The sequence below is a fragment of the Echinicola rosea genome (assembly GCF_005281475.1).
Lineage (GTDB): Bacteria > Bacteroidota > Bacteroidia > Cytophagales > Cyclobacteriaceae > Echinicola > Echinicola rosea.
On record NZ_CP040106.1, the window covers coordinates 2,254,923 to 2,276,172 of the forward strand.

The following is a 21,250-nucleotide window of genomic DNA, read 5'->3' on the forward strand; positions in this document are numbered from 1 at the left end:
ATTGTCATTTCTGGTCAAATGATTTCTTCGCAATCAATTTAATTCTTTTACCTTTTTATAGCTAGCAACAATCCCAAATAAGTCAAGGCACCATTGACCAGTAGGATTTCAAACCCAAATTGATAGCCACCAAACCATGCTGCGGAATGGCTGTCCAAAATAAAGCAGATGACCGGGGAAGCCAGGCAAATGGCCGGAACCCACTTGTCTTTTACGGTGAGTTTGTTGGATAGGCCAAAGGCGAACAGCCCGAGCAGTGGGCCATAAGTAAATCCTGCTGCTTTGAAGACCGCACTCACCACACTGCTGTCATTGAGCAGGTCAAATACCACAATGACCAAGAAGATCAGCACTGTAAATCCGATATGAACCTTTAGGCGGGTGGCTTTTTGGTTGAGGTGCCGTTTGGTCGGTAATTTCATGATGTCCACACAAAAAGAAGTAGTCAATGCTGTCAAGGCCGAATCAGCACTGGAAAAGGCTGCGGCGATAATGCCCAGCAAAAAAGTAATGCCCGCCAAGGTGCCAAAATGATCCAATGCAAGGATAGGGTAGAGCTCATCTGTGCTTTCTGGAATGGCAATGTTGTTTTGGGCAGCAAAGTAATACAGCAAAACCCCAAGCGACAGAAAGAACAGGTTGGAAATAAAGAAGCTGATCGAGAACCACAGGATGTTCTTTTTTGCTTCTTTTTGGTCCTTGCAGGTGAGGTTTTTCTGCATGACGTTTTGGTCCAGCCCATTCATGGTAATGGTAATAAATACACCCGCAAAAAACATCTTGAAGAAGTTTTTATTGGACAAGGGATCCCATTCGAAAACGGTTGAGAGCGGGCTCTCCTGAATGACACTGGTGAGTTTTCCTACATTAAGATCAAGCTGTTGGCTGATGATGACAATGCTGATGATGACCGCCAGCAATAGGAAAGTCGTTTGCAGGGTATCGGTCCAAACGATGGTCTTGATACCGCCTTTGTAGGTGTAGATCCATATCAATGTGGCAGTGGTCAATACGGTCACAAAGAAGGGGATGTTATAGGCGTCAAAAAAAGCAATTTGTAGCACCGTTGCTGCCAAGAACAACCGGAAAGAGGCTCCGATCGTTTGGGAAACCAAGAAGATCACCGATCCCGAAAGGTAAGCTTTCGGCCCAAATCTATCCCGGAGGTATTCGTATATAGAGATAAGATGGAGCCGATAGAAGAGCGGGATCAGGATCATGGCGATCACGGCATACCCGACCATATTCCCCATGACGAATTGCAGGTAATTCCAGGAAGAATTGCCCACCTCGCCGGGAACAGAGATAAACGTGACACCAGATAGCGATGCCCCCACCATCCCAAAGGCTACCAAATACCATGGAGACTGTCGATTGGCTGTATAAAACGTCAGGTCATCAGTTTTTCTCGAGGTCAGGTAACTGATCAAGAGAAGCAGCAAGAAGTAAGATGCGATGACGATGAATACAAGTGATTGGCTCATGGGAATGCATTATTTGTTTTGACACGTTTCACTTCGTTTTTTATGCTAATCTTGATTTTTTACTCTCCATTAACCTGCTTTCTTTTGCCCTTGGTGTCAACGGTGATGATTGGGGATAACATGCTTTCATTGTGAAGCCTGTCCACGGCGGTGATGCCATAATGGTAGGTACTCCGTTGCTGAATGGTCGTGTCTTTCCAGTTTTGCAGGACGTATGGAGACTTTGGTACTTTGGCTATGATCTGCGCCGGATTATTGAGGTCCAAGGCTCCTTTATTTTCGCACCGGTAAATTACAAAATAACTGGCATCTTCCTTTAAGCTTGCCCGCCAATTCAGGATGATCCCCGTTTCAGGGCTGCCTTTCGCCGTGATGTGATCAGGAGCAGAAGGGGTCGATTGGTTGATCCAGGGCATTATGGGAGGGAGTGAAGGTTGGGGGTAAACTTTCTCCAATTGGGATTTGACGTTTTCCTTGTCTTGGACAATGGTCTTGGCACTGAAAAACATGCTTCCCTTGACGATGGGGAAATTTCTGTTGTACTGGATTTGATTGACCACTTCTTGGTGGTCTTCCCAGCCTTTCTGTCCCACACGATAAATCCCTTGGCCGATATAAACGTGGCGATTATAGCTGTTTTCGGCCCACCACTTCACCAGTGTTTTGTATTCTGCCAGTTCAAATCCAATGTGCCAGTATATTTGTGGCGTGACATAGTCGATCCATCCCTCTTTTAGCCATTTGAGGACGTCTGCATAGAGGTCGTCATAGTTGGTCTGTCCAGCCTTAGTGGCGGATCCTCTGGGATCTACATCGTCGTTACGCCAAACCCCAAATGGGCTGATGCCGAATTTTACGAAGGGTTTTTCTGCTTTGATCCTCTTGGAGAGTGCCTCGACAAAGTAGTCCACATTGTGCCTTCTCCATTCTCCAATATTCCCAAATCGTTTGCCATATTGAGCGAATGAGCCCCTGTCGGGAAATTCCTCTCCGGCTATTTTATAGGGGTAGAAATAATCGTCAAAATGAACCGCGTCGAGGTCGTAGTGTTTGACCACTTCAATGATGGACTGCAGGACAAACTCCTGTGCTTCTGGAATACCGGGATCGTAATACCACTTTCCACCGTATTGCACAAACCAGTCCGGGTGTTTTACCAAAGGGTGCTCAGCCGAAGGGACAAAATCAGGACTGTTAGAGGCCCTGTAGGGATTAAACCAAGCATGGAATTCCAAATTCCTTTTTTTTGCCTCATCGATCATAAAGGCCAATGGATTGTAAAAGGGTTTGGGCGGAGTGGCTTGTTTGCCCGTGAGGTAAGCGGACCAAGGTTCATAACTGGACGGGTAGAAAGTGTCTGCAGTAGGGCGGATTTGCATGACGATGGCATTCATTCCAGCGGCAGCCAGCGTGTCCAAAAGTTGGACGTATTCTTCTTTCTGCTCAGCTGCGGAAAGTCCCGGTTGGCTTGGCCAGTCGATGTTGTTGACCGTAGCGATCCACGCGGCTCGTAGTTCCCGTTTGGGAGATTCTTGGGCCATTGCCGACCCAAATATCAGGAGGCTTATAAAAAAGAATACCGCCGTTCGTGTCTTGGTAAACGTCATGATAGTTTTAGGTTTTTTGGTATGCTTCAATGGCTTTTTTTACAGAGCCGTGTGCTGTCAATAGGTTCAGTGCTGTTTCTTCGTCCAGATCAGGGATTTCTTCCTGGATCATCCCAATGCCTCTTTTGACCAATTTTTGGTTGCTGAGCTGCATGTTGATCATTTTATTGCCTTTTACCTTGCCGAGCAAAATCATCAGGCTGGTGCTGATCATGTTCAGAACAAGCTTTTGAGCAGTTCCGGACTTCATTCGCGTACTCCCCGTGACAAACTCAGGTCCCACTTCCACTTCTATGGGATAGTCAGCTTTGGTAGAGATCAGGGAATTGGTATTGCAGGAGATGCTTCCTGTCAGTATCCCGTGCGCTTTGGCGGTATGTAAACCTCCCAGTACATATGGAGTTTTGCCAGAAGCCGCGATGCCAATGAGGACATCCTTTTCGGTGATTTGCTGGGCCCTCAAATCCATCCAAGCTTGGTCGAGATTGTCTTCTGCACCTTCTACTGCATGGCGGATGGCCTTGTCTCCTCCGGCGATTAGTCCACAGACCAAATCCGGCGAAGCGCCATAAGTGGGCGGAATCTCTGAGGCATCCAAAATGCCTAGCCTTCCAGAAGTCCCCGCACCAATATAGAACAAACGGCCTCCATTGGCCAGTTTGGCGACAGCTGCGGTGACCAGTTTTTCGATTTGAGGAATGGCCGCTTGTACTGCCGTTGCGACTTTTTGGTCTTCCTTATTGATGTTTGTCAGGAGTTCCCTGGCATTCATGGTGTCCAATCCCTCATAAAGCGAGGAGGTTTCTGTAGTGAGAGCATTTTGAGCAGTCATGGTGTTATTTGATAGCAGGAACGGTTTGACAGTGATATTTTACCAGACCATTCATCGGGTGTTGTACGATTTTGTTGATTTCTAATCCATACTCCTCCGCGGTGGCATGCAGGAAGTCACTAAAGTGATAAGCGATGGATCCTGTGAAAGTAATGGCCTCGGAAAGATGCTGCTGGTCATAGGCCAAAACATAATATTCAAAAAACTTCCTGAAGTTGTCCTTAAGGATTTTTTCGCAAGCCTTATGGTGTGCATATTTGAGAAGAAACGGTGTAAAAGAGGCCAAGAAACGGTTTGCCTGTGGCTTGTTGTAGATTTTGTCGAGCATTTGCCGGAGATCCATCGGGTAGGTGGCATGGAAGTCATCCTTGATTTCGGAATCAATCTTTTCTTGTAGGATAAGAGAAATCAAGTCTTTGCAAAGGACCGTTCCGCTACCCCAATCTGCCAAAATGTATCCCAGTGAAGGGACATTGTCGATGATGCCGTGTCCGTCATAGACGCAGGAGTTGGCTCCCGTTCCGAGGATGCAGGTAATGCCCTGCTGATCCTGTAGCAGGCTTCTGGCTGCCCCGAGAATGTCTCCATAAACTTCTGTAGGATATTTTAAGGGAAGTACGGATTCGATGGCATTCTTTACTTGGCAAACCTTTTCAGGGAGCCCGCAACCGGCTCCATAAAAAATCACCTTTTCGATTCCCTTGGCGACGGGAGCTACTTCATTCTGGATTATTCGTGCAATTTCACTTTCTGTTAAAAAATACGGGTTCAGGCCCTTGCATTGCACTGCATCGATGGTATTTCCCTCTTCATCCACCAATCTCCAATCGGTCTTGGTGGATCCACTATCTGCGATTAACAGCATATTGATCGGTTTAATTTGACAAAATGGGTGACTTTTCCTTGGATCAAAGCGTCACTTCTGTTACAAAGATGTTGGTATTTGCTCCTTTAGGCATCCCTGAAAATAGGGATTTGGTATAATCACTGGATTATCCTCAAAGGTACTTCTTGTATAAATTATGTAATATTCGAATATCGTTTCGGCTTAGTGGCGATTCAATGTCCTGCTGGATAAAGTGAAGTTTGAACGACTGGATGGCTGCATCAGGGTCGCTGATATCGAAGCCAATGATCCGCAGCGCTTCCAAAGGGTTAAAGGATGCTGGAACAGCTTCCAGCATTACGGTTTCGGTTATATAGCCTGCTCCTCCAGTGGGGACATCGATTTCCATCAGGAGAAAGTCATCGTACCAATAGCCAAAGCCCTGTTCTGCCAGCCTTTTCCAAGGAAAGTGGACACTGGGATCTACCTTTCTTCCGGGAGCTAGATCAGCGTGACCAATAAAGTTGGCCGCTGGGATATTGTAATCTTCCTTGAGTCTTTTGAGCAGCTTGATGAGGCTTTCGATTTGGGCATCTGTAAAGGGTTCACTGCCGTTATTGTCCAGCTCGATTCCTAGTGATGAGGAGTTGAGATCAGTGTCATGGCCCCACTTTCCCCTTCCGGCATGCCAAGATCGGAGGTAATCATTTAGCATTTGGACGATGGTGCCGTCCCTGCTGATGACATAATGGGAGCTTACTTGGGAATGAGGGACAGTGAAGGTGTGGATGGTCTGTTCAATTGAATCCTGTGCAGTATGGTGGATGACGACAAAATTTGGTCTTCTAATACTGAAATTAGTCGTGCCTACCCAAAGGTCATTGAGGTGTGTGGTATCGGAGGCGTCCTGCTTTACTGTTGGAGTAGCGGTGATTTTTTCGACCTGTGCCTCTACCTGCTTTTTGTGGGCCTTGTTGATATCCGCATAGGGTTTAGGACTGCATGAAAAGAGCAATATTCCCAGTAAGGTAAAGAGAAAAAACGCTTGATAAGTGGTATTATTCAGCATAGGGGATTCCTGAGTGAGTAATGAATATACAAATATCAGGGAAATAAGTAGGTTTTAGCTCACCGAAAACAGGGATTTTGAGAAAAACGTGAGCATATTTATGGTATATTGTATAGGGTCACCAGCTGGGCACTTGGCTCAGATGGCAGCCTGAACATCTATATTTACCGAAGGGATGAAGAGGGCAAGTGGGAGGAATTCGCGGTAGTGTTTGGAGGTTTTGTATAAGTTCCCAAAAGGTCATTGTACTTTAGGGGGATAAGTCCATGGGCGGCGGGGACACAGGCCACGGTAGCCAAACCTTAAAACCTGCTAAACCTATCAACGTCCAAACCTCCTTCACCCGATCAACCTTCTCTTATATGCATTATTGACCAGTTCGGCGGTGTTTTTAGCTTGGAGTTTATAGAGCAGGTTTTTGCGGTGGGTCTCTACGGTGTTTTTGCTGATAAAGAGCTTATCGCCGATTTCCTGGGTCGTAAGTCCATTCGCAATGCAGCCCAGCACTTCCATTTCACGGTCAGAAAGCTTTTCGTTAAACGGATTTTTACCTGACTGCTTCATAAAGCTACTCAGCAGGGTCTTGCTGACTTCTTCTCCCAGATAGGTGCCACCATTATGAAGGGTTTTGATGGCTTCTACCAAGTCATCTTTTCCGGTGTTTTTGAGGATATAGCCTTGCGCACCGGTCTTCAGCATATCAGATACAAAATGCCTATCGTTATGCATGCTCAGTCCCAATACTTTCAGTGCCTTATGGGCTTTCAGCAGTTGTTTGGTGGCGGCTACACCGTCCATTACAGGCATATTAATGTCCATGATGACAATGTCCACCGGTTGGTCGATACAGTAATCCAAAGCTTCTTGTCCATTTAGGGCTTCGCCCACCACTTTGATTCCGGGAATGTCAAGTAGCATGGCCTTTAGCCCATCTATAAACATGCGGTGGTCATCCGCTATCAGTACATTAATCATGGTGCCAGCATTTTTATCCTTTTGGGAAAATAATTAACATTAATTTACAATTTTTTAAAATAGGATTTACATTAGCGGTAAGACGATATTCCCGGTAAATCAGTGATTTTTGCCTAAAATACAGGTTTAATTGCGCCTTCAAGGCGTTTATTGAATATTGCTTAAAATTGGCGGAAAAATAAAAAATCACTGTTTTCAGGGATAGGGGAGTATGCAGAAAATTAAAAATTTGTAAGCATGATATTTAGGTGCAATATCAACAACATGAGGATTGGTCCGTGTGGTGCACTGGTGGTTTTGGTTGCCTTGCTGGGTTGCAGCGGCCCTACCTACCGGGTGTTTGATAAGCGGGTCAAGTTTGATGAAGAAAGGAAGCAGTTGACCTTGGAATACCTTGCCTCGCATTACGGCTTGGTGCAGGATGAACCGACCATCGATCCAAGGATGGTGGTGCTGCACTGGACGGCTATTCCAGATCTGGAGCGGTCATATGATGCGATGAATCCGGTTCGTCTGCCTGGTAGTCGAGAAGGGATTGCTGCAGCAGGTGCCTTGAATGTGTCTGCCCATTACCTGATCGATCGGGATGGAACCATCTTTAGGCAGTTGCCGGATACGATCATGGCCAGGCATGTCATAGGCTTAAACCATTGCGCCATTGGCGTAGAAAATGTAGGTGGTGCGAAAGCTCCTCTTACCAAGGCACAGGTAAAGGCCAATGAAGCCTTGGTAAGACATCTGAAGAGAAAATATCCGATTGACTATGTGATTGGTCATTATGAATACACTGCTTTTGAAGGTCACGAACTGTGGCTGGAAAAGGATGAAGGATATCGGACGCAGAAAACTGACCCAGGAGAGGGTTTTATGAAAAAAATCAGAAAGCGGTTAACGGATTTGGACTTGAAGGAAGTTCCTCAATGATCTTTTTGGTTCTATATGATTTACTATGGGTAACTATTACTTTGCATGTCAAATTCTAGCTTGCCTTTCATCTTGTTGCCTTGTTACTTTTTCCCTTCAGGTGAAAAACGTAACCAAAAAAACCCGCTGCGGTGAGCTATATGACTAAAATCAAAGCCAGCACTCACGCAGGCAAACTCCTCTATTTGTGCAGCATACCAATTTTTTGTACTGATTCACGTCAAACAAGCCTGCGCTTTTTCCAGCCCACTTCTTTGATTTCTTAACGTCAAATACCTCAAGGCAGAATAGAAAATTGCCCACTGAAAAGGAACATGAATCAACATTAATTTAACCGGAATAATATCTTTACCCACTATAATCCATATAGAGCCATCTTTTTTTACCGTTGTAGTGACATTTTGGGGTGCCAGTGTTTTTGGAAAAAAACTACTGGCACCCAGTTTTATTCATTTAGTTTAACCTGTTTAAAAACCTGAAAAACTCAGAGTCTGTGGACAGGATGATACTGGTGTTTTCATCAAGTGATTTTTCGAAGCTTTCCATGGTTCGGAGAAATTTATAGAGTTCGATTGATTGCCTGTTTTGATTATACGCTGAGGCATAGATGTCGGTAGCTTCAGCATCAGCACGGCCTTTGATCTCTTCTGCCTCACGAAAGGCTTCAGATTGGATTTGGGCGAGGTCTCTTTCCTTGTCCCCTTGGATTTTTCGGGCTTCACCTTGCCCCTCTGAGCGGAACTGATCGGCGATACGATTTCGTTCACTGATCATTCGGTCATATACCCTGTCCCTTACTTCATTTACATAATTCATGCGCTTGAATTTGAAGTCAAGGATGCGGACACCCAGATCTGTTGTTCTTTCATTGGCCTTGGAAAGCACGATTTCTTCGATTTTTTCACGGCCGACAGTGATTTCTTCCAGGACTTCCAGTTCTTCCATAAAGTCTTCGGTTACCTCGGGGTCGCGGTTGGTAGAGCGTACCACATCCAGGAGGTTATGACTGGCAATGGCATTTCGGGTCTCTCCGTCGAGGATATCATCCAGTCTGGATTGGGCAGACCTTTCGTCCCTAAGACGGATGAAAAACTGCAATGGATCCGTAATTTCCCAGCGGGCGTAGGTGTCCACGAAAATGAATTTCTTGTCTTTGGTGGGGACTTGGTTTCGGTCACCGTCCCATTCCAGGTACCTTTTGTCAAAGAACTGTACTTTTTGCAAAAAAGGTACTTTGAAGTTGATCCCTGGCGTAGTGCGGGGTTCCCCAATGGGTTTCCCAAATTGTGTCACGATGGACTGCTGGGTTTCATCTTGAATAAAGATGCTGCTATTTACGGTGATCAGTAGGGCGATCCCTACAACGATATAGATGATAATGCGCTTTTTCATTTTTCGGTACCTCCTTGTTTGTTCAGGTTAAGCAATGGTAAAACATTATTGCCTTCTTCATCGACGATTACCTTATTGTCCAGTTTGGGCAATACTTTTTCCATGGTTTCCAAATAGATTCGCTGTTTGGTTACTTCAGGAGCCTTTTGGTATGCATTAAAAAGTGAATTAAAGCGTTCAGCTTCTCCTTTGGCGCGGTTTACCCTGTTCAGGGCATAGGCTTCTGCCAGTTCGATCGTCTCTAATGCTTCGCCACGAGCCCGAGGGATGACACGGTTGTAATCGGCTTCTGCTTGGTTGATCAGCGTTTCCCGTTCTTGCTGCGCTTCGTTGACAGCGTTAAAGGATGGTTTTACGGGGTCTGGTGGATTGACATCCTGAAGGACCACTTGGTCGATCCGAATGCCGTTTTCATATTCGTCACACAGTTCTTGCAAGAGTTGCTCTACACTACTGGCAATTTCTTGCCTGCCTACAGTCAGCACCTCGTTTACGGTGCGGTCGCCGACAATTTTCCGCATGGCCGCTTCGGACATGTCACGAAGTGTCTTGTCGGCATTTCGGACTTTGAACAGGTACTTGTAGGAATCGTTGATCCGGTACTGGACCACCCATTCTACGTCGGTGAGGTTCAGGTCACCCGTGAGCATGGTAGATTCACCGATATAGCCTTCTTTGACATATTCGGATCGTTGATTGGGGGAGCTGGTGCGGAAGCCAAATTCTTGTTTTAGCTGTCTTTGGACGGGGATTTTGTGCATTTTTTCGATGCCAAAAGGAAGGGTAAAGTTCAAACCGGGTGGTACTGTCCGGTTGTATTTTCCCATTTGGATGACGACGCCCTCTTCTTCAGGCCCGACCGTATGGATAGCACTGAATGCCGCAACAATGATCAAAAGCCCCAAGATTATTTTTCTCAGGTTCCTTTTGATCATGTCGGGATCAATATTAATGTTAAAATTTCTGTTACTCATGAGAAGTATGTGTTTTTTAAGCTAATGAATGATCAATCTTCAAAAAATTATTGAGACCACCTCGAGGAAAGGTCTGAAATGTCCATGTTTTTTCGAAATGGCCTTTATTAAGCCCGATAGTTTGGTTTCGTATTGTGGTGATTTTGGAATATCCCTGTTTTCAGGGATGGAATAGGTCGATTTTTTAGGAAAATTTGACCAAAGAAAATAAGAGAGGAATTCTGATGGGCAATTGACAGTAAACCCAAAATCAGTAAAGTGCCCATTTTTATTCCGCTCTTGTCCAAAATCAATTCACTTAACTATTACTAAAATGACAAACATGAAAAAACTTTTACGCTGTTGCTTCGTGGCAGTTTGTTTTCTCCTGTTCCATTTGCAGGTGTTTGCACAGACCGTGACCATATCTGGGACGGTCTCCAGTGCCGATGATGGAGGGACTTTGCCCGGAGCGAGTATCTTGGTAAAAGGAACCACCAGGGGTGTGACCACCGATGTGGATGGGAATTATCAGATCCAAGCCGAGCGTGGTGAGGTGCTGGTGTTTAGCTTTATCGGCATGATCGCTCAGGAACGTGAAGTAGGAGACCAGACGACTGTTAACGTGGCGTTGGAAGCAGAGGCCAAGTCACTGGAAGAAGTGGTGGTCGTGGGTTATGGTACGCAGAAGCGCAGTGACCTTACCGGAGCCGTGTCCACGGTGGATACCGAAGTACTGGAATCACGTCCAATTACGGATGTTGGCCGTGGCCTTCAGGGGACTACCCCGGGACTGACCATCACCACGCCGAGTGGACAGATCGGCCAAAATCCATCCATCAGGCTACGGGGCATGACAGGTACCTTGAGTAATTCTGGAGGTGCCCAGCCGCTGATTTTGGTGGATAACGTGGAAGTGCCCAACCTGCAACTGATCAACCCGGAGGACATAGAGTCCATTTCAGTACTGAAAGATGCTGCTTCGGCGTCGATTTATGGCTCCCGAGGTGCTTGGGGGGTGATTCTGATTACCACCAAAACAGGCAAAAAAGGAGAAGCTCCGAAAGTAAGCTATTCCAATAACTTTTCTTGGGCCACGCCTACCAAAACACCGGTAATCGCGGATGCTGCCGAAGGAGCCGAAATGGCCTTTAGTGCACTTCAACGTACGAATCCTTCCACCAATGTTTTTGGTGTAGTAGGGATGTATTTTGACCAAGAGGGCATTCAAAAGATGCGTGAATGGGAACAACAATATGGTGGTCAAGACCTTGGCAACGAAATGGTGCTGGGGAGGGATTTTGAGATCCGTGACGGTCGTCTTTTCTTCTATCGCCCTTGGGATGCAGGAGATATGTTTATGCGAGATTGGACACCACAGCAAAAGCACGATGTATCCGTGTCCGGCGGTAGTGACAAGACCACTTACCGTTTGGGAGTAGGATATTTGGGCCAGAATGGTGTGCTCAAAGTAAATCCCGATGAATTTAATCGCTATTCAGTAGACTTGAGTGTGAATACTTCTGTAACGGACTGGATGGATGTACGGGGAAAAGTGCTTTACAGTAAAACCAAATTTACCCGTCCGTTTTATTTTAGCTCTGAAACCTATGATCCTTGGTATTATCTGTTCAGATGGCCGAAAACCTATCCTTATGGTACATATGAAGGCTATCCCTTCAGAAGTGCAGTGACGGAAGTAAGTCAGGCGAAAATGAATGAGGAATCCACTTCTATGAGCCGAATCAATCTGGGAACCACCATTAGACCGGTAGAGGGATTAAGCATTAATGCCAACTATACCTTTGACTCCAACAATTTCCATGATCATAGAACAGGAGGCGTGATTTCAGCTTATAATTTCTGGGCTACTGGAGCCGATCTTGAATATGCTCCATATTCAAGTGCGTCCTATAATAGAGTGGAATACCGTTCTTCTTGGAGCAATAGGAATGTGGGAAAACTCTTTGCAACCTATGAGAAAAGTGCCGGCGACCATGAAATGAAGTTTATGGCAGGCGGAGATATAGAAGCTTACGAATACTGGTACCAAAGCAGTCAAAGAAGGGACTTGATGGACCTAGATCGTGGGGAGCTGGACTTGGCTTCCGGTGATCAGTTTGTGGATGGATCACGGAACCAATGGTCCACCATGGGGGTATTTGGTAGGATCAATTATAACTACATGCAAAAATACTTCCTTGAACTCAATGGACGATATGATGGATCTTCTAGGTTGTCCCCGACAGACCGATGGGCGTTTTTCCCATCTATGTCAGCAGGGTATGTGATTACGGAGGAGCCGTTTATGGAGCCTGTAACCAATGTGATGTCGTTCATGAAGTTGCGTGCCTCTTGGGGTGCGATAGGTAACCAGAATGCTTATTTGAGCGATATTTACCGGATCATGAACTCCTATTCTTCAGGGTGGCTTGTCGGCAGCGACAATCAGCTGACCTTTGGTACTCCCGGTGCATTGCCTTCATCCTTGACTTGGGAGACGGTGACCACTTTGGATTTTGGATTTGATTCCCGGTTTTTTCAGGATAAGCTAGGCGTGACATTTGACTGGTATCGAAGAACTACCAGTGATATGCACAGTGCCGGTGCTGTACTGCCTGCGTCCTACGGTACCAGTGCTACTAAGCAAAACTTAGGAGAGTTGGAGACCACTGGTTGGGAATTGGCAGTGGATTATTCCCATTCCTTTTCCAATGGCTTTAACCTTAATGCCACGGCCATGCTTTCGGATTTCAAAGAGCGAATTACTGAATTTGCGGACAATACCAGTATTTATTCCAATCGCAAAGGACGAGTTCTTGGCGAAATTTGGGGATATGAAACGGACAGGTTGTTTACCAACGACGACTTTGTGCAGGATGCAAATGGAGAGTTGATTACCGAAAACGGTAAATATGTCCTGAAAGAAGGTATTCCTTCCCAATCACTTTATGAAAGCGGGTGGTTCTTTTATGGCCCAGGGGATGTAAAATACAAAGACCTTAACGGGGATGGAGAAATCACCTATGGATCCAATACGGTAGAAGATCACGGAGACCTCAAGGTAATCGGTAACTCTACACCTCGTTACCAATATGGATTTAGATTAGGAGGAGATTATAAAGGAATCGATTTTAGCTTCTTTATCCAAGGTGTAGGCAAGCGGGATTACTGGGCGAATGGGCCGCTTTTCGTTCCCGGTTACCGTCCGGGAGAGGCATGGTTTGCGCATCAGCAAGACTACTGGACGCCAGAGAATCCAGACGCTTTCTACCCACGTCCTACGGATGCTGGCCAATCCAGCAATTCACGTAACTTCTTGAGGCAGACACGCTACTTGCTGGACATGTCCTATATGAGAATGAAAAACATCACTATAGGCTATTCCCTACCGCAATCCGTTATAGGAAAATTAAACATTGATAAGGTGAGGGTTTATTTCAGTGGAGAAAACCTGTTTGAGTTTGATAACCTCGACCTTCCTATTGACCCGGAAGTGGATTATACCAGTTCAGGATTAAATGACTCCAACACCTTTGGCAGGGTTTATCCTTACAGCAGGAACCTTTCTTTCGGTTTGCAGGTGACACTTTAAAACGCATCAAATCATGAAAATCAGAATATTAACATTATTAGCAGCAATTGTGACATTGGTGAGTTGTGAGGATTTTCTCGAAAAACCACCATTGGATGAGCTAACAGACGAGACGTATTGGTCCAGTGAAAATAACGTAAGAAGTTTTTCGTGGGGATTTTATACGGCTTACTTTAGTGGTTACGGTTCTGGGTATGCCTGGGGAGATTTTTTCTCCGGACAAAGCCTAAACGATGACTTTGGCCCTACCAGTCCGTCTCAGTTTAGACAAAATATCCCTACAGGGGCAACAAGTTCCTACTGGACTTTTGCTTGGGTAAGAAAGGCCAATATTTTCTTGGAAAGGATTCAAACTGTTCCAATGGATGAAGAAGCCATCAATCATTGGTCAGGAGTAGCACGTTTTTTTAGGGCTATGGAGTATCATGACCTCGTGAAGCAGTTTGGAGATGTTCCTTGGTACGACCATGAACTGGACGAAACCAATGAAGAAGACCTCTACCGGCCAAGAGATCCCCGCGAGTTTGTGATGGACAGGGTATTGGAAGATCTTCAATTTGCGGCTGACAATGTCCGTCAAGTAGATGGAGATCCTGGCCTTTCTGTAAATCGCGATGTTGTGTTGGCGTTTATGTCCAGAATTATGCTATTCGAAGGGACATGGCAAAAATACCATGAGGGAAACACGGAGAAGGCCCAGTCTTATCTGGAAGCAGCCAAATGGGCTGCCAACGAAATTATCAGTGCGGGGAATTATTCACTGGACAACTACAGGGAAGTTTTTACCTCTCTCAATCTTTCCGGAAATCCTGAAGTGATCCTTTATAGACACTATGAACCTGGATTGGTAACACATGCGCTCAATAGCTATAACAACAAGGAACCACAAACAGGTGTCTCCAAAGATGCCGTAGAAAGCTACTTGGCCAGTGATGGTCTGCCAATTACTATATCGCCTCTATATCAGGGAGACAAGGGGATAGATAATGTGATGGCCAATCGCGATGGAAGGGTTTACGGTACCTTGGTGACGGATGAGTTGCGGCTCAATGGAATCTTGTCAAATTACAGTACCACGGGCTATGCCACCCTTAAATTTCTCAATGAAGAAATCAAGGACGACCCAGAAGGCAGCTCTAACCTGAACTATACCGATTCCCCTGTAATGCGCTATGGTGAAGTGCTGATGAACTATGCTGAGGCAGTTGTAGAATTGGCCACTGTGGGTGGACCTGCCATGACTCAGGCTGATTTGGATATGTCCATCAATGTCCTGCGCGATCGCCCTGGAGTAGGAATGCCTCACTTGACACTGGTGGGCAATGAGCCAGGTGTGAACGGGGTGGCCTATGATGATCCGGAAAGAGATCCAGATGTGCCTTCTTTGATCTGGGAGATCAGAAGGGAGCGAAGGATTGAACTGATGATGGAAGGCTTTCGATTGGATGACCTGAAGCGTTGGGAAAAGCTGGAATATAGCGATACCGAAGCCAATGAGGATATCAACCGTGGTGCTTGGATCGACAAGGCAGATTATCCAGACCTACAAAGTAGTGTGACGCTAACTGACGGTGAGACAGGCTATATCATTCCCGCCACAGCAGCGGCATCACAAAGGAGGTTTGAAGATCCCAAAGTGTATTTGGATCCTATTCCCTTGGACCAAATCACCCTTTATGATGAACACGGGGTGACGCTTGAGCAGAATCCAGGCTGGGAGCAGTAGGGGAATATGCGGCGTTAAGTACGAAGTATTAAGTATGTCCCTCTTTTCCAAATGGTGAAGAGGGACATTTTTAAGCGTTTTATGGTTATGGAAACTTCTGTGCTGTTTACAAGTGCTGCAAGGGCCACTGTGCTGACCTTGTGTTGGCTGCTTGCTTTAGAAGTGGCTGGTCAACCAGGTAAAGGGCAGCTCATTTCCCATGGAGCGGTCATTAGAGGGGATACTGCTAAAAGGCAATTGGCACTGGTGTTTACAGGGCATCAATTTGCGGAAGGCGGATCGGCCATTTTGAAAGCACTGGAAGAGGAGCAGGTCAAGGCTTCCTTTTTCTTTACGGGTGATTTCTATCGAAGGATTGCTTTTCGACCACTGATAGAAGATATTAAGCGGCGCGGGCATTACCTGGGAGCGCATTCGGATAAACACTTGCTTTATTGTGATTGGGAGCAGCGAGACCGTCTTTTGGTCAGCAAGCAGGAATTTGCGGAGGACCTGAAAAACAATTACCGTGAGATGGCGAAGTTTGGTATTGGAAAAGAGGATGCCAGATGCTATTTGCCTCCTTATGAGTGGTATAACGATTCGATCAGTAAGTGGACAGCAGAAATGGGACTCCAGTTGGTGAATTTCACGCCCGGCACTCGCTCCAATGCAGATTATACATCCCCAGAGATGGAGAATTATGTGAGCAGTGAAGCAATACTAAGAAGTATTATGGATCAGGAAACCTCCAAGGGACTGAGTGGCTTTATACTCCTGATGCATATTGGCGTAAGCCCCAAAAGAACCGATAAGTTTTATGATAAATTACCTATATTGATTAGTACATTACGACAAAGAGGATACCACCTCGTGACCGTGGATGAATTGCTTTGTTTGCAGCATTAACCCTTTACGATGTTAACGATTTTAATTTCACTAGTAAGCTTTCTTGGTTTTTCGGCCCCTCATCCATCGAGTGCTGACACCGTTTATTTCCTTGTGAACCAATTGGGCTATCTGCCTGAAGATGCCAAAAGTGCCGTGGTGTTTAGCCGTGGAACCATCAGCGAGCGTGTACAGCTCATTTGTGTGGAGACAGGGGAGGTGCAGCTTGAAATCAAACCGCAAAAAAACAAAAATGAAGGTTGGGGAGCGTTTGATTATGCTACTGTAGATTTTTCATCTGTGGAGAAAGAGAGCGACTATTATTTACAAACAAAACGCTCAAAGTTCAGGTCCCCGTCTTTCCAAATTAATCAAAATGCCTATGCCCATCAGCAAGAGACTTTGCTGGAATTTATGCGGCAGCAGCGTTGTGGTTATAATCCTACCTTGGATATGGTCTGTCACCAGCATGACGGACGGGCGTTTTTTGGGCCGATGCCCGATAGCACGTTTGTGGATGTCAGTGGTGGATGGCACGATGCCGGTGACCAGTTAAAATACCTCATTACGTCAAGTTATGCTACGGCCCATATGCTGCTTGCCTACGAGATGTACCCGGATCGTTTTCAGGATAGGGTAAATGCTTTGGGACAAGATGGTGCAAATAGTATTCCTGATATCTTGGATGAGGCTAAATGGGGACTCGACTGGATATTAAAAATGCACCCAGAACCGGATCAACTTTTTCACCAAGTAGCCGATGACCGTGATCATAAAGGTTACAAAATCCCTGACCAAGACAATTCCGACTATGGCTGGGGAGCCAACAGCTACCGTCCGGTTTATTTTGCCACCGGGGAGCCGCAAGGTTTACAAAAGTATAAGAGCGAAGCTACTGGTCTGGCCAATTTGGCCGGGAGGTGTGCTGCGGCAATGGCCTTAGCTGCGCGGATATGGGAGAATGATGTGGAGGATCCCCTCTTGGCAAAAAAATACAGGGAGGCGGCAGTGAGCCTCTATGCCTTGGGTAGGGAGCAAGAAGGCTTCCAGCAGGGCAATTCCTATAGCGCGCCTTACCGCTACAATGAGTCCACTTGGGCAGATGACATGGAATGGGGAGCGGCAGAACTGTTTAAACTTACCGGTGAAAAAAGATATTTGGAGCAGGCCAAGGACTATGCCCTTCAGAGCAATACAGCCGATTCCTGGACGGTAAAGGATTCAACAGACCATTACAGGCTATACCCTTTTATCAATATGGGGCATTTTGTCCTTCATGACTTGGTGGACGAACCATTTCAGGAGAAATTGGAAAGTTATTACCAAGTCGGGATCGAATATACCCTCAATAGGGCCAATAAAAATCCTTTTCAGGTTGGTGTGCCTTTTATCTGGTGTTCCAATAACCTGATGACAGGCTTGATCACCCAAATGATCCTATTGAAGAAAATGACCGGAAGCAATCAATATGATGGCTATTTGGCACGTCAGCGGGATTGGCTTTTTGGGAGGAATCCTTGGGGCACATCCATGTTTACCGGAATGCCCGCCCATGGAGAATTTCCTGAGGCGGTACATACGAGCTTATATGTTTTGTTAGGGTTGAAGGTCCCGGGAGGATTGGTAGATGGGCCTGTTTACACGTCTATTTACAGCAATCTTCTCGGGCTTCATTTGCAGGAACCGGATGAATTTGCTGAATTTCAGAACGAGAAAGTGGTGTATCATGATGATTCGGGAGATTACAGCACCAATGAGCCCACGATGGATGGTACGGCAGGTGCCATACTGATGATGACACATTGGAGTGAGTGAGGAGGTTGGAAAATTGGAAGATTTAAAAAATCTTAATTTTGACTTTAGGCATTCTTGCCAGTAGATTTTATTTCTCACGGAAGGCACATAACACCCAGAATGAATTATGGGGCGTGTGTGTCGCCCTTCGACTCCGCTCAGGGTGACACCGTAGGCGGTTTGGATATTCACCCTTCGACTTGCACGGAGTCGATAATTATTAAACAAGAAAAGGACAAATTATACATAAACAATGAACTACCGATTACTAAAAAGCGGGTTGCTGGTACTGGCCATGGTCAGTGGGCTGAGTATGGTCAATGCCCAATCCGATGGTAAGGACAGTAAAATCCCATTTTTGCAGCAGAAAAGTACTTGGGCGGATTCCGTTTTTAAAACCATGAGCGAGGAAGAACGCATTGCGCAGCTCATCATGATTCCAGTTTATTCCAATCGCGACAGGGCTTATGAGGATTCCATTGCCCAGTTGGTGGAAGAATACAAGGTAGGTGGGTTGATCTTTTTTCAGGGAGGCCCGGGCAGACAGGCCAGCATGACCAACCGTTATCAGCAGATCAGTGAGGTGCCCTTGATGGTTTCGATAGATGCCGAATGGGGGCTGGGGATGCGTTTGGACAGCACCATGAGTTTTCCATACCAAATGGCACTCGGCGGAATAGAAGATGAACGTTTGATCTACGAAATGGGAGCTGAAATTGCCCGCCAGTGTAAGCGGATCGGTGTGAATGTGAATTTTGCCCCTGTCGTGGACATCAATAACAATGCAAATAACCCGGTGATCGGCTTTCGGTCTTTTGGGGAGGACAAGGAAAATGTAGCGTCCAAGGCCATGGCCTATATGCGTGGCATGCAGGATGAACACGTGCTGGCCAATGCCAAGCACTTTCCCGGACATGGAGATACCGACGTGGATTCCCATGTGGGGCTTCCTTTGATCAGCTTTTCGAGGGAACGACTGGAAAAGACCGAACTTTATCCCTTCCGGAAGCTGATGAATAACGGCCTGGGAAGTGTGATGGTGGCACATATGAGCATCCCTGTGCTAGATGATACGCCCAATTTGGCTTCTACGCTTAGCAAGCCGATCGTCACGGATTTGCTGAAAGGCGAAATCGGGTATGAAGGGCTGGTATTTACCGATGCACTAAACATGCAGGGCGTAGCGAAGTTTTATCCTCCCGGTATTGTGGATGTGAAGGCACTCCTGGCAGGAAATGACATGCTGCTCAACACGATGGATGTAAAAACCACCATTGTGGAAGTAAAGAAGGCCATAGCAAATGGTGAAATCACCCAAGAAGAGGTGGACAAGCGTGTGATGAAAGTGTTGCGCGCAAAGGATTGGCAAGGCCTTAGTGATTGGCAGCCAGTGGTCATGGAGGGAATCTATGAGGACCTGAACAGTTCGAAGGCAAAATACCTGAACCGGCAGCTAGTGGAGGCCTCCATTACGCTATTGAGAAATGAAGAGGAAATACTGCCCATAAAAAAACTTGCTGATGAAAAGCTCGCCTATGTGTCCCTTGGCACCGATGAGGAGACCGCCTTTCAGCAAGGCCTCAGCCGCTACGTGGAGGCCGACCAATTTTTTGTGTCGAAGGAAACTTCTTTGTCAGCGCTGGAGGGTTTGCTCGGAAGGCTCCAAGGCTATTCCAAAGTGATCGTAGGGGTGCATCATTTGGGGCTGAAAGCCAGTGTGAAGAATTTCGGTATTACCGCTGAAATGAATGTGATGTTGAAAAAACTGATTGCTTCCCGGCCGACAGTGGTGGCTGTCTTTGGCAATGTTTACAGCCTGGATAAGTTGGAGGATCTGGAGAAGGCGTCTGCGGTGATCGCTGCTTATCAGGAGTCGGAGCTGACCCAAGATGTGGTCTCCCAGCTTGTCTTCGGTGGAGTAGGCGCCAAAGGAAAATTGCCCGTGACGATCAATCGTCATTTTGCTTTTGGCGACGGGCTAACCACTGCAGGAGGTTTTCGTTTTTCCTATGTAGAGCCAGAGGCAGTCGGTATAGCAAGGCAGAACCTGGACAGCATCCAAGGATTGGTGGAGCAGGCCATAGCCGAAAAGGCCATTCCCGGTGCCTCTGTATTGGTGGCCAAGGACGGTAAGGTTTTTTATCAACAGGCATTTGGTCATCATACTTACGAAGAGAATGTGCCAGTGCAAATTACCGATCTCTATGATCTGGCTTCCGTGACCAAAATAAGTACGTCCCTTGCGGCGTTGATGCAACTCCATGGTGAAGGGGAATTTGACGAAAACAAAACCCTCGGAGATTACCTCCCCATGGCCAGGGGAACAAATAAGGAAGACCTTATTTACAAGGACATTTTGACCCACCAGGCCGGGTTGACTTCGTGGATTGCATTTTGGAAAAACACCGTGAGGAAAAATGGTTCTTTCAAGTGGTTTACTTTTAAGGACCACCAAAGCAAGCGATTTCCCATCAAGGTGGCCGATAATCTTTACATCCACCGACACTATGCGGACAAGATCTATAAAGAAATCATGAAGTCCCCTGTTAGCTCAGAAAAGGAATACGTCTACAGTGACCTTTCCTTTATCTTGGCTCCTAAAGTGGTGGAGCATATTACGGGAGAGAATTTCATTGATTACCTGAATGAGACAATTTACGACCATTTGGGGGCAAGCACCTTGACCTTTAATCCCTATCAAGACTATCCTGTGGACAGGGTAGTGCCCACGGAGTACGATAGTCTTTTTAGGCGGCAATTGCTGCATGGGACCGTTCATGATGAGGGAGCGGCGATGTTGGGAGGAATCAGCGGTCATGCGGGGCTTTTTGGTGATGCCAATGACCTGGCCAAGCTGATGCAGCTGTACCTGAATGATGGTGAGTATGCCGGAGAAATGTTGATCAAAGGGAATACAGTGAGTGAATTTGGTAAATGTCAGTTTTGTCCTGAAAACTACCGTGCCTTGGGATTTGACCGACCGAGGAAGCCTGGTGATCCCAATGGGAATTCAGCCCCCAGCGCACCAGCGAGCAGCTTTGGCCATACAGGGTTTACAGGTACTTACGCTTGGGTAGATCCAGAAAACCAGTTGGTCTATATTTTCCTTTCCAACCGTGTAAATCCTACTAGGGAAAACACTAAACTCTACCAGCTCAATACCCGCACGAATGTATTGGAAGTGGTATATCAGGCGATGAAGTGAG

Annotated in this window: 14 protein-coding genes; 6 read left to right on the forward strand and 8 right to left on the reverse strand. The window is 46.3% G+C overall.

The features are described from left to right. Window positions 1–47: 47 nt before the first annotated feature. The 6 genes from FDP09_RS09175 to FDP09_RS09200 form a co-directional block, all read right to left on the reverse strand. Window positions 48–1,484, reverse strand: coding sequence for a sodium:solute symporter (locus FDP09_RS09175; protein ID WP_137402377.1), 1,437 nt, complete (start codon window positions 1,482–1,484; stop codon window positions 48–50). Between the two features lie 59 nt (window positions 1,485–1,543). Beyond that, window positions 1,544–3,091, reverse strand: coding sequence for a glycoside hydrolase family 10 protein (locus FDP09_RS09180; protein ID WP_137402378.1), 1,548 nt, complete (start codon window positions 3,089–3,091; stop codon window positions 1,544–1,546). Window positions 3,092–3,098: 7 nt separating this feature from the next. Then, complete coding sequence (murQ, locus tag FDP09_RS09185; protein ID WP_137402379.1) at window positions 3,099–3,923, reverse strand: N-acetylmuramic acid 6-phosphate etherase; 825 nt, start codon at window positions 3,921–3,923, stop codon at window positions 3,099–3,101. A 4-nt stretch (window positions 3,924–3,927) separates the two neighbouring features. After that, window positions 3,928–4,788 (reverse strand): BadF/BadG/BcrA/BcrD ATPase family protein, encoded by an 861-nt coding sequence (locus FDP09_RS09190; RefSeq protein ID WP_137402380.1) that lies wholly within the window; start codon window positions 4,786–4,788, stop codon window positions 3,928–3,930. Between the two features lie 133 nt (window positions 4,789–4,921). After that, complete coding sequence (locus tag FDP09_RS09195) at window positions 4,922–5,818, reverse strand: N-acetylmuramoyl-L-alanine amidase (RefSeq protein WP_137402381.1); 897 nt, start codon at window positions 5,816–5,818, stop codon at window positions 4,922–4,924. 339 nt (window positions 5,819–6,157) lie between these two features. Further along, window positions 6,158–6,793 (reverse strand): response regulator, encoded by a 636-nt coding sequence (locus tag FDP09_RS09200; RefSeq protein ID WP_137402382.1) that lies wholly within the window; start codon window positions 6,791–6,793, stop codon window positions 6,158–6,160. Between the two features lie 237 nt (window positions 6,794–7,030). Here FDP09_RS09200 and FDP09_RS09205 point away from each other — a divergent pair, with 237 nt between their 5' ends. Beyond that, window positions 7,031–7,717: an N-acetylmuramoyl-L-alanine amidase gene (locus tag FDP09_RS09205; protein WP_229683284.1), complete on the forward strand. Its 687-nt coding sequence runs from the start codon at window positions 7,031–7,033 to the stop codon at window positions 7,715–7,717. Between the two features lie 453 nt (window positions 7,718–8,170). Here the strand turns inward: FDP09_RS09205 and hflC are convergent, their stop codons facing one another. Further along, a complete protein-coding gene (gene hflC, locus FDP09_RS09210) occupies window positions 8,171–9,109 on the reverse strand; it encodes a protease modulator HflC (protein WP_137402383.1) in 939 nt (312 codons plus the stop codon). Beyond that, window positions 9,106–10,083 carry an FtsH protease activity modulator HflK gene (gene hflK, locus FDP09_RS09215; RefSeq protein ID WP_137402384.1) on the reverse strand — a complete coding sequence of 326 codons (978 nt, stop codon included), beginning with the start codon at window positions 10,081–10,083 and terminating at the stop codon, window positions 9,106–9,108. Before hflK ends, hflC begins: the two co-directional genes overlap by 4 nt. A gap of 322 nt (window positions 10,084–10,405) precedes the next feature. On the opposite strand from hflK, the gene FDP09_RS09220 reads away from it, so the two are divergent. The 5 genes from FDP09_RS09220 to FDP09_RS09240 all read left to right on the forward strand — a co-directional run bounded on the left by FDP09_RS09220 (window position 10,406) and on the right by FDP09_RS09240 (window position 21,249). Continuing rightward, the gene (locus tag FDP09_RS09220) at window positions 10,406–13,657 is read left to right on the forward strand and encodes a SusC/RagA family TonB-linked outer membrane protein (protein WP_229683283.1); all 3,252 of its coding nucleotides are present in this window, start codon (window positions 10,406–10,408) and stop codon (window positions 13,655–13,657) included. 13 nt (window positions 13,658–13,670) lie between these two features. Continuing rightward, on the forward strand, window positions 13,671–15,383 hold the full coding sequence (locus FDP09_RS09225; RefSeq protein ID WP_137402386.1) for a RagB/SusD family nutrient uptake outer membrane protein: 1,713 nt from the start codon (window positions 13,671–13,673) through the stop codon (window positions 15,381–15,383). Window positions 15,384–15,470: 87 nt separating this feature from the next. Beyond that, window positions 15,471–16,271, forward strand: coding sequence for a polysaccharide deacetylase family protein (locus FDP09_RS09230; RefSeq protein ID WP_137402387.1), 801 nt, complete (start codon window positions 15,471–15,473; stop codon window positions 16,269–16,271). A gap of 9 nt (window positions 16,272–16,280) precedes the next feature. Then, window positions 16,281–18,065 carry a glycoside hydrolase family 9 protein gene (locus FDP09_RS09235; protein ID WP_137402388.1) on the forward strand — a complete coding sequence of 595 codons (1,785 nt, stop codon included), beginning with the start codon at window positions 16,281–16,283 and terminating at the stop codon, window positions 18,063–18,065. 232 nt (window positions 18,066–18,297) lie between these two features. Next, complete coding sequence (locus tag FDP09_RS09240; protein WP_137402389.1) at window positions 18,298–21,249, forward strand: glycoside hydrolase family 3 N-terminal domain-containing protein; 2,952 nt, start codon at window positions 18,298–18,300, stop codon at window positions 21,247–21,249. The last annotated feature ends 1 nt before the right edge of the window (window position 21,250 follow it).

Excerpts from the sequence above, each read along its gene's own strand:
- FDP09_RS09175 (WP_137402377.1), bottom strand. The coding sequence starts at position 1,484 with ATGAGCCAATCACTTGTATTCATCGTCATCGCATCTTACTTCTTGCTG.
- FDP09_RS09180 (WP_137402378.1), bottom strand. The coding sequence starts at position 3,091 with ATGACGTTTACCAAGACACGAACGGCGGTATTCTTTTTTATAAGCCTC.
- murQ (WP_137402379.1), bottom strand. The coding sequence starts at position 3,923 with ATGACTGCTCAAAATGCTCTCACTACAGAAACCTCCTCGCTTTATGAG.
- FDP09_RS09190 (WP_137402380.1), bottom strand. The coding sequence starts at position 4,788 with ATGCTGTTAATCGCAGATAGTGGATCCACCAAGACCGATTGGAGATTG.
- FDP09_RS09195 (WP_137402381.1), bottom strand. The coding sequence starts at position 5,818 with ATGCTGAATAATACCACTTATCAAGCGTTTTTTCTCTTTACCTTACTG.
- FDP09_RS09200 (WP_137402382.1), bottom strand. The coding sequence starts at position 6,793 with ATGATTAATGTACTGATAGCGGATGACCACCGCATGTTTATAGATGGG.
- FDP09_RS09205 (WP_229683284.1), top strand. The coding sequence starts at position 7,031 with ATGATATTTAGGTGCAATATCAACAACATGAGGATTGGTCCGTGTGGT.
- hflC (WP_137402383.1), bottom strand. The coding sequence starts at position 9,109 with ATGAAAAAGCGCATTATCATCTATATCGTTGTAGGGATCGCCCTACTG.
- hflK (WP_137402384.1), bottom strand. The coding sequence starts at position 10,083 with ATGAGTAACAGAAATTTTAACATTAATATTGATCCCGACATGATCAAA.
- FDP09_RS09220 (WP_229683283.1), top strand. The coding sequence starts at position 10,406 with ATGAAAAAACTTTTACGCTGTTGCTTCGTGGCAGTTTGTTTTCTCCTG.
- FDP09_RS09225 (WP_137402386.1), top strand. The coding sequence starts at position 13,671 with ATGAAAATCAGAATATTAACATTATTAGCAGCAATTGTGACATTGGTG.
- FDP09_RS09230 (WP_137402387.1), top strand. The coding sequence starts at position 15,471 with ATGGAAACTTCTGTGCTGTTTACAAGTGCTGCAAGGGCCACTGTGCTG.
- FDP09_RS09235 (WP_137402388.1), top strand. The coding sequence starts at position 16,281 with ATGTTAACGATTTTAATTTCACTAGTAAGCTTTCTTGGTTTTTCGGCC.
- FDP09_RS09240 (WP_137402389.1), top strand. The coding sequence starts at position 18,298 with ATGAACTACCGATTACTAAAAAGCGGGTTGCTGGTACTGGCCATGGTC.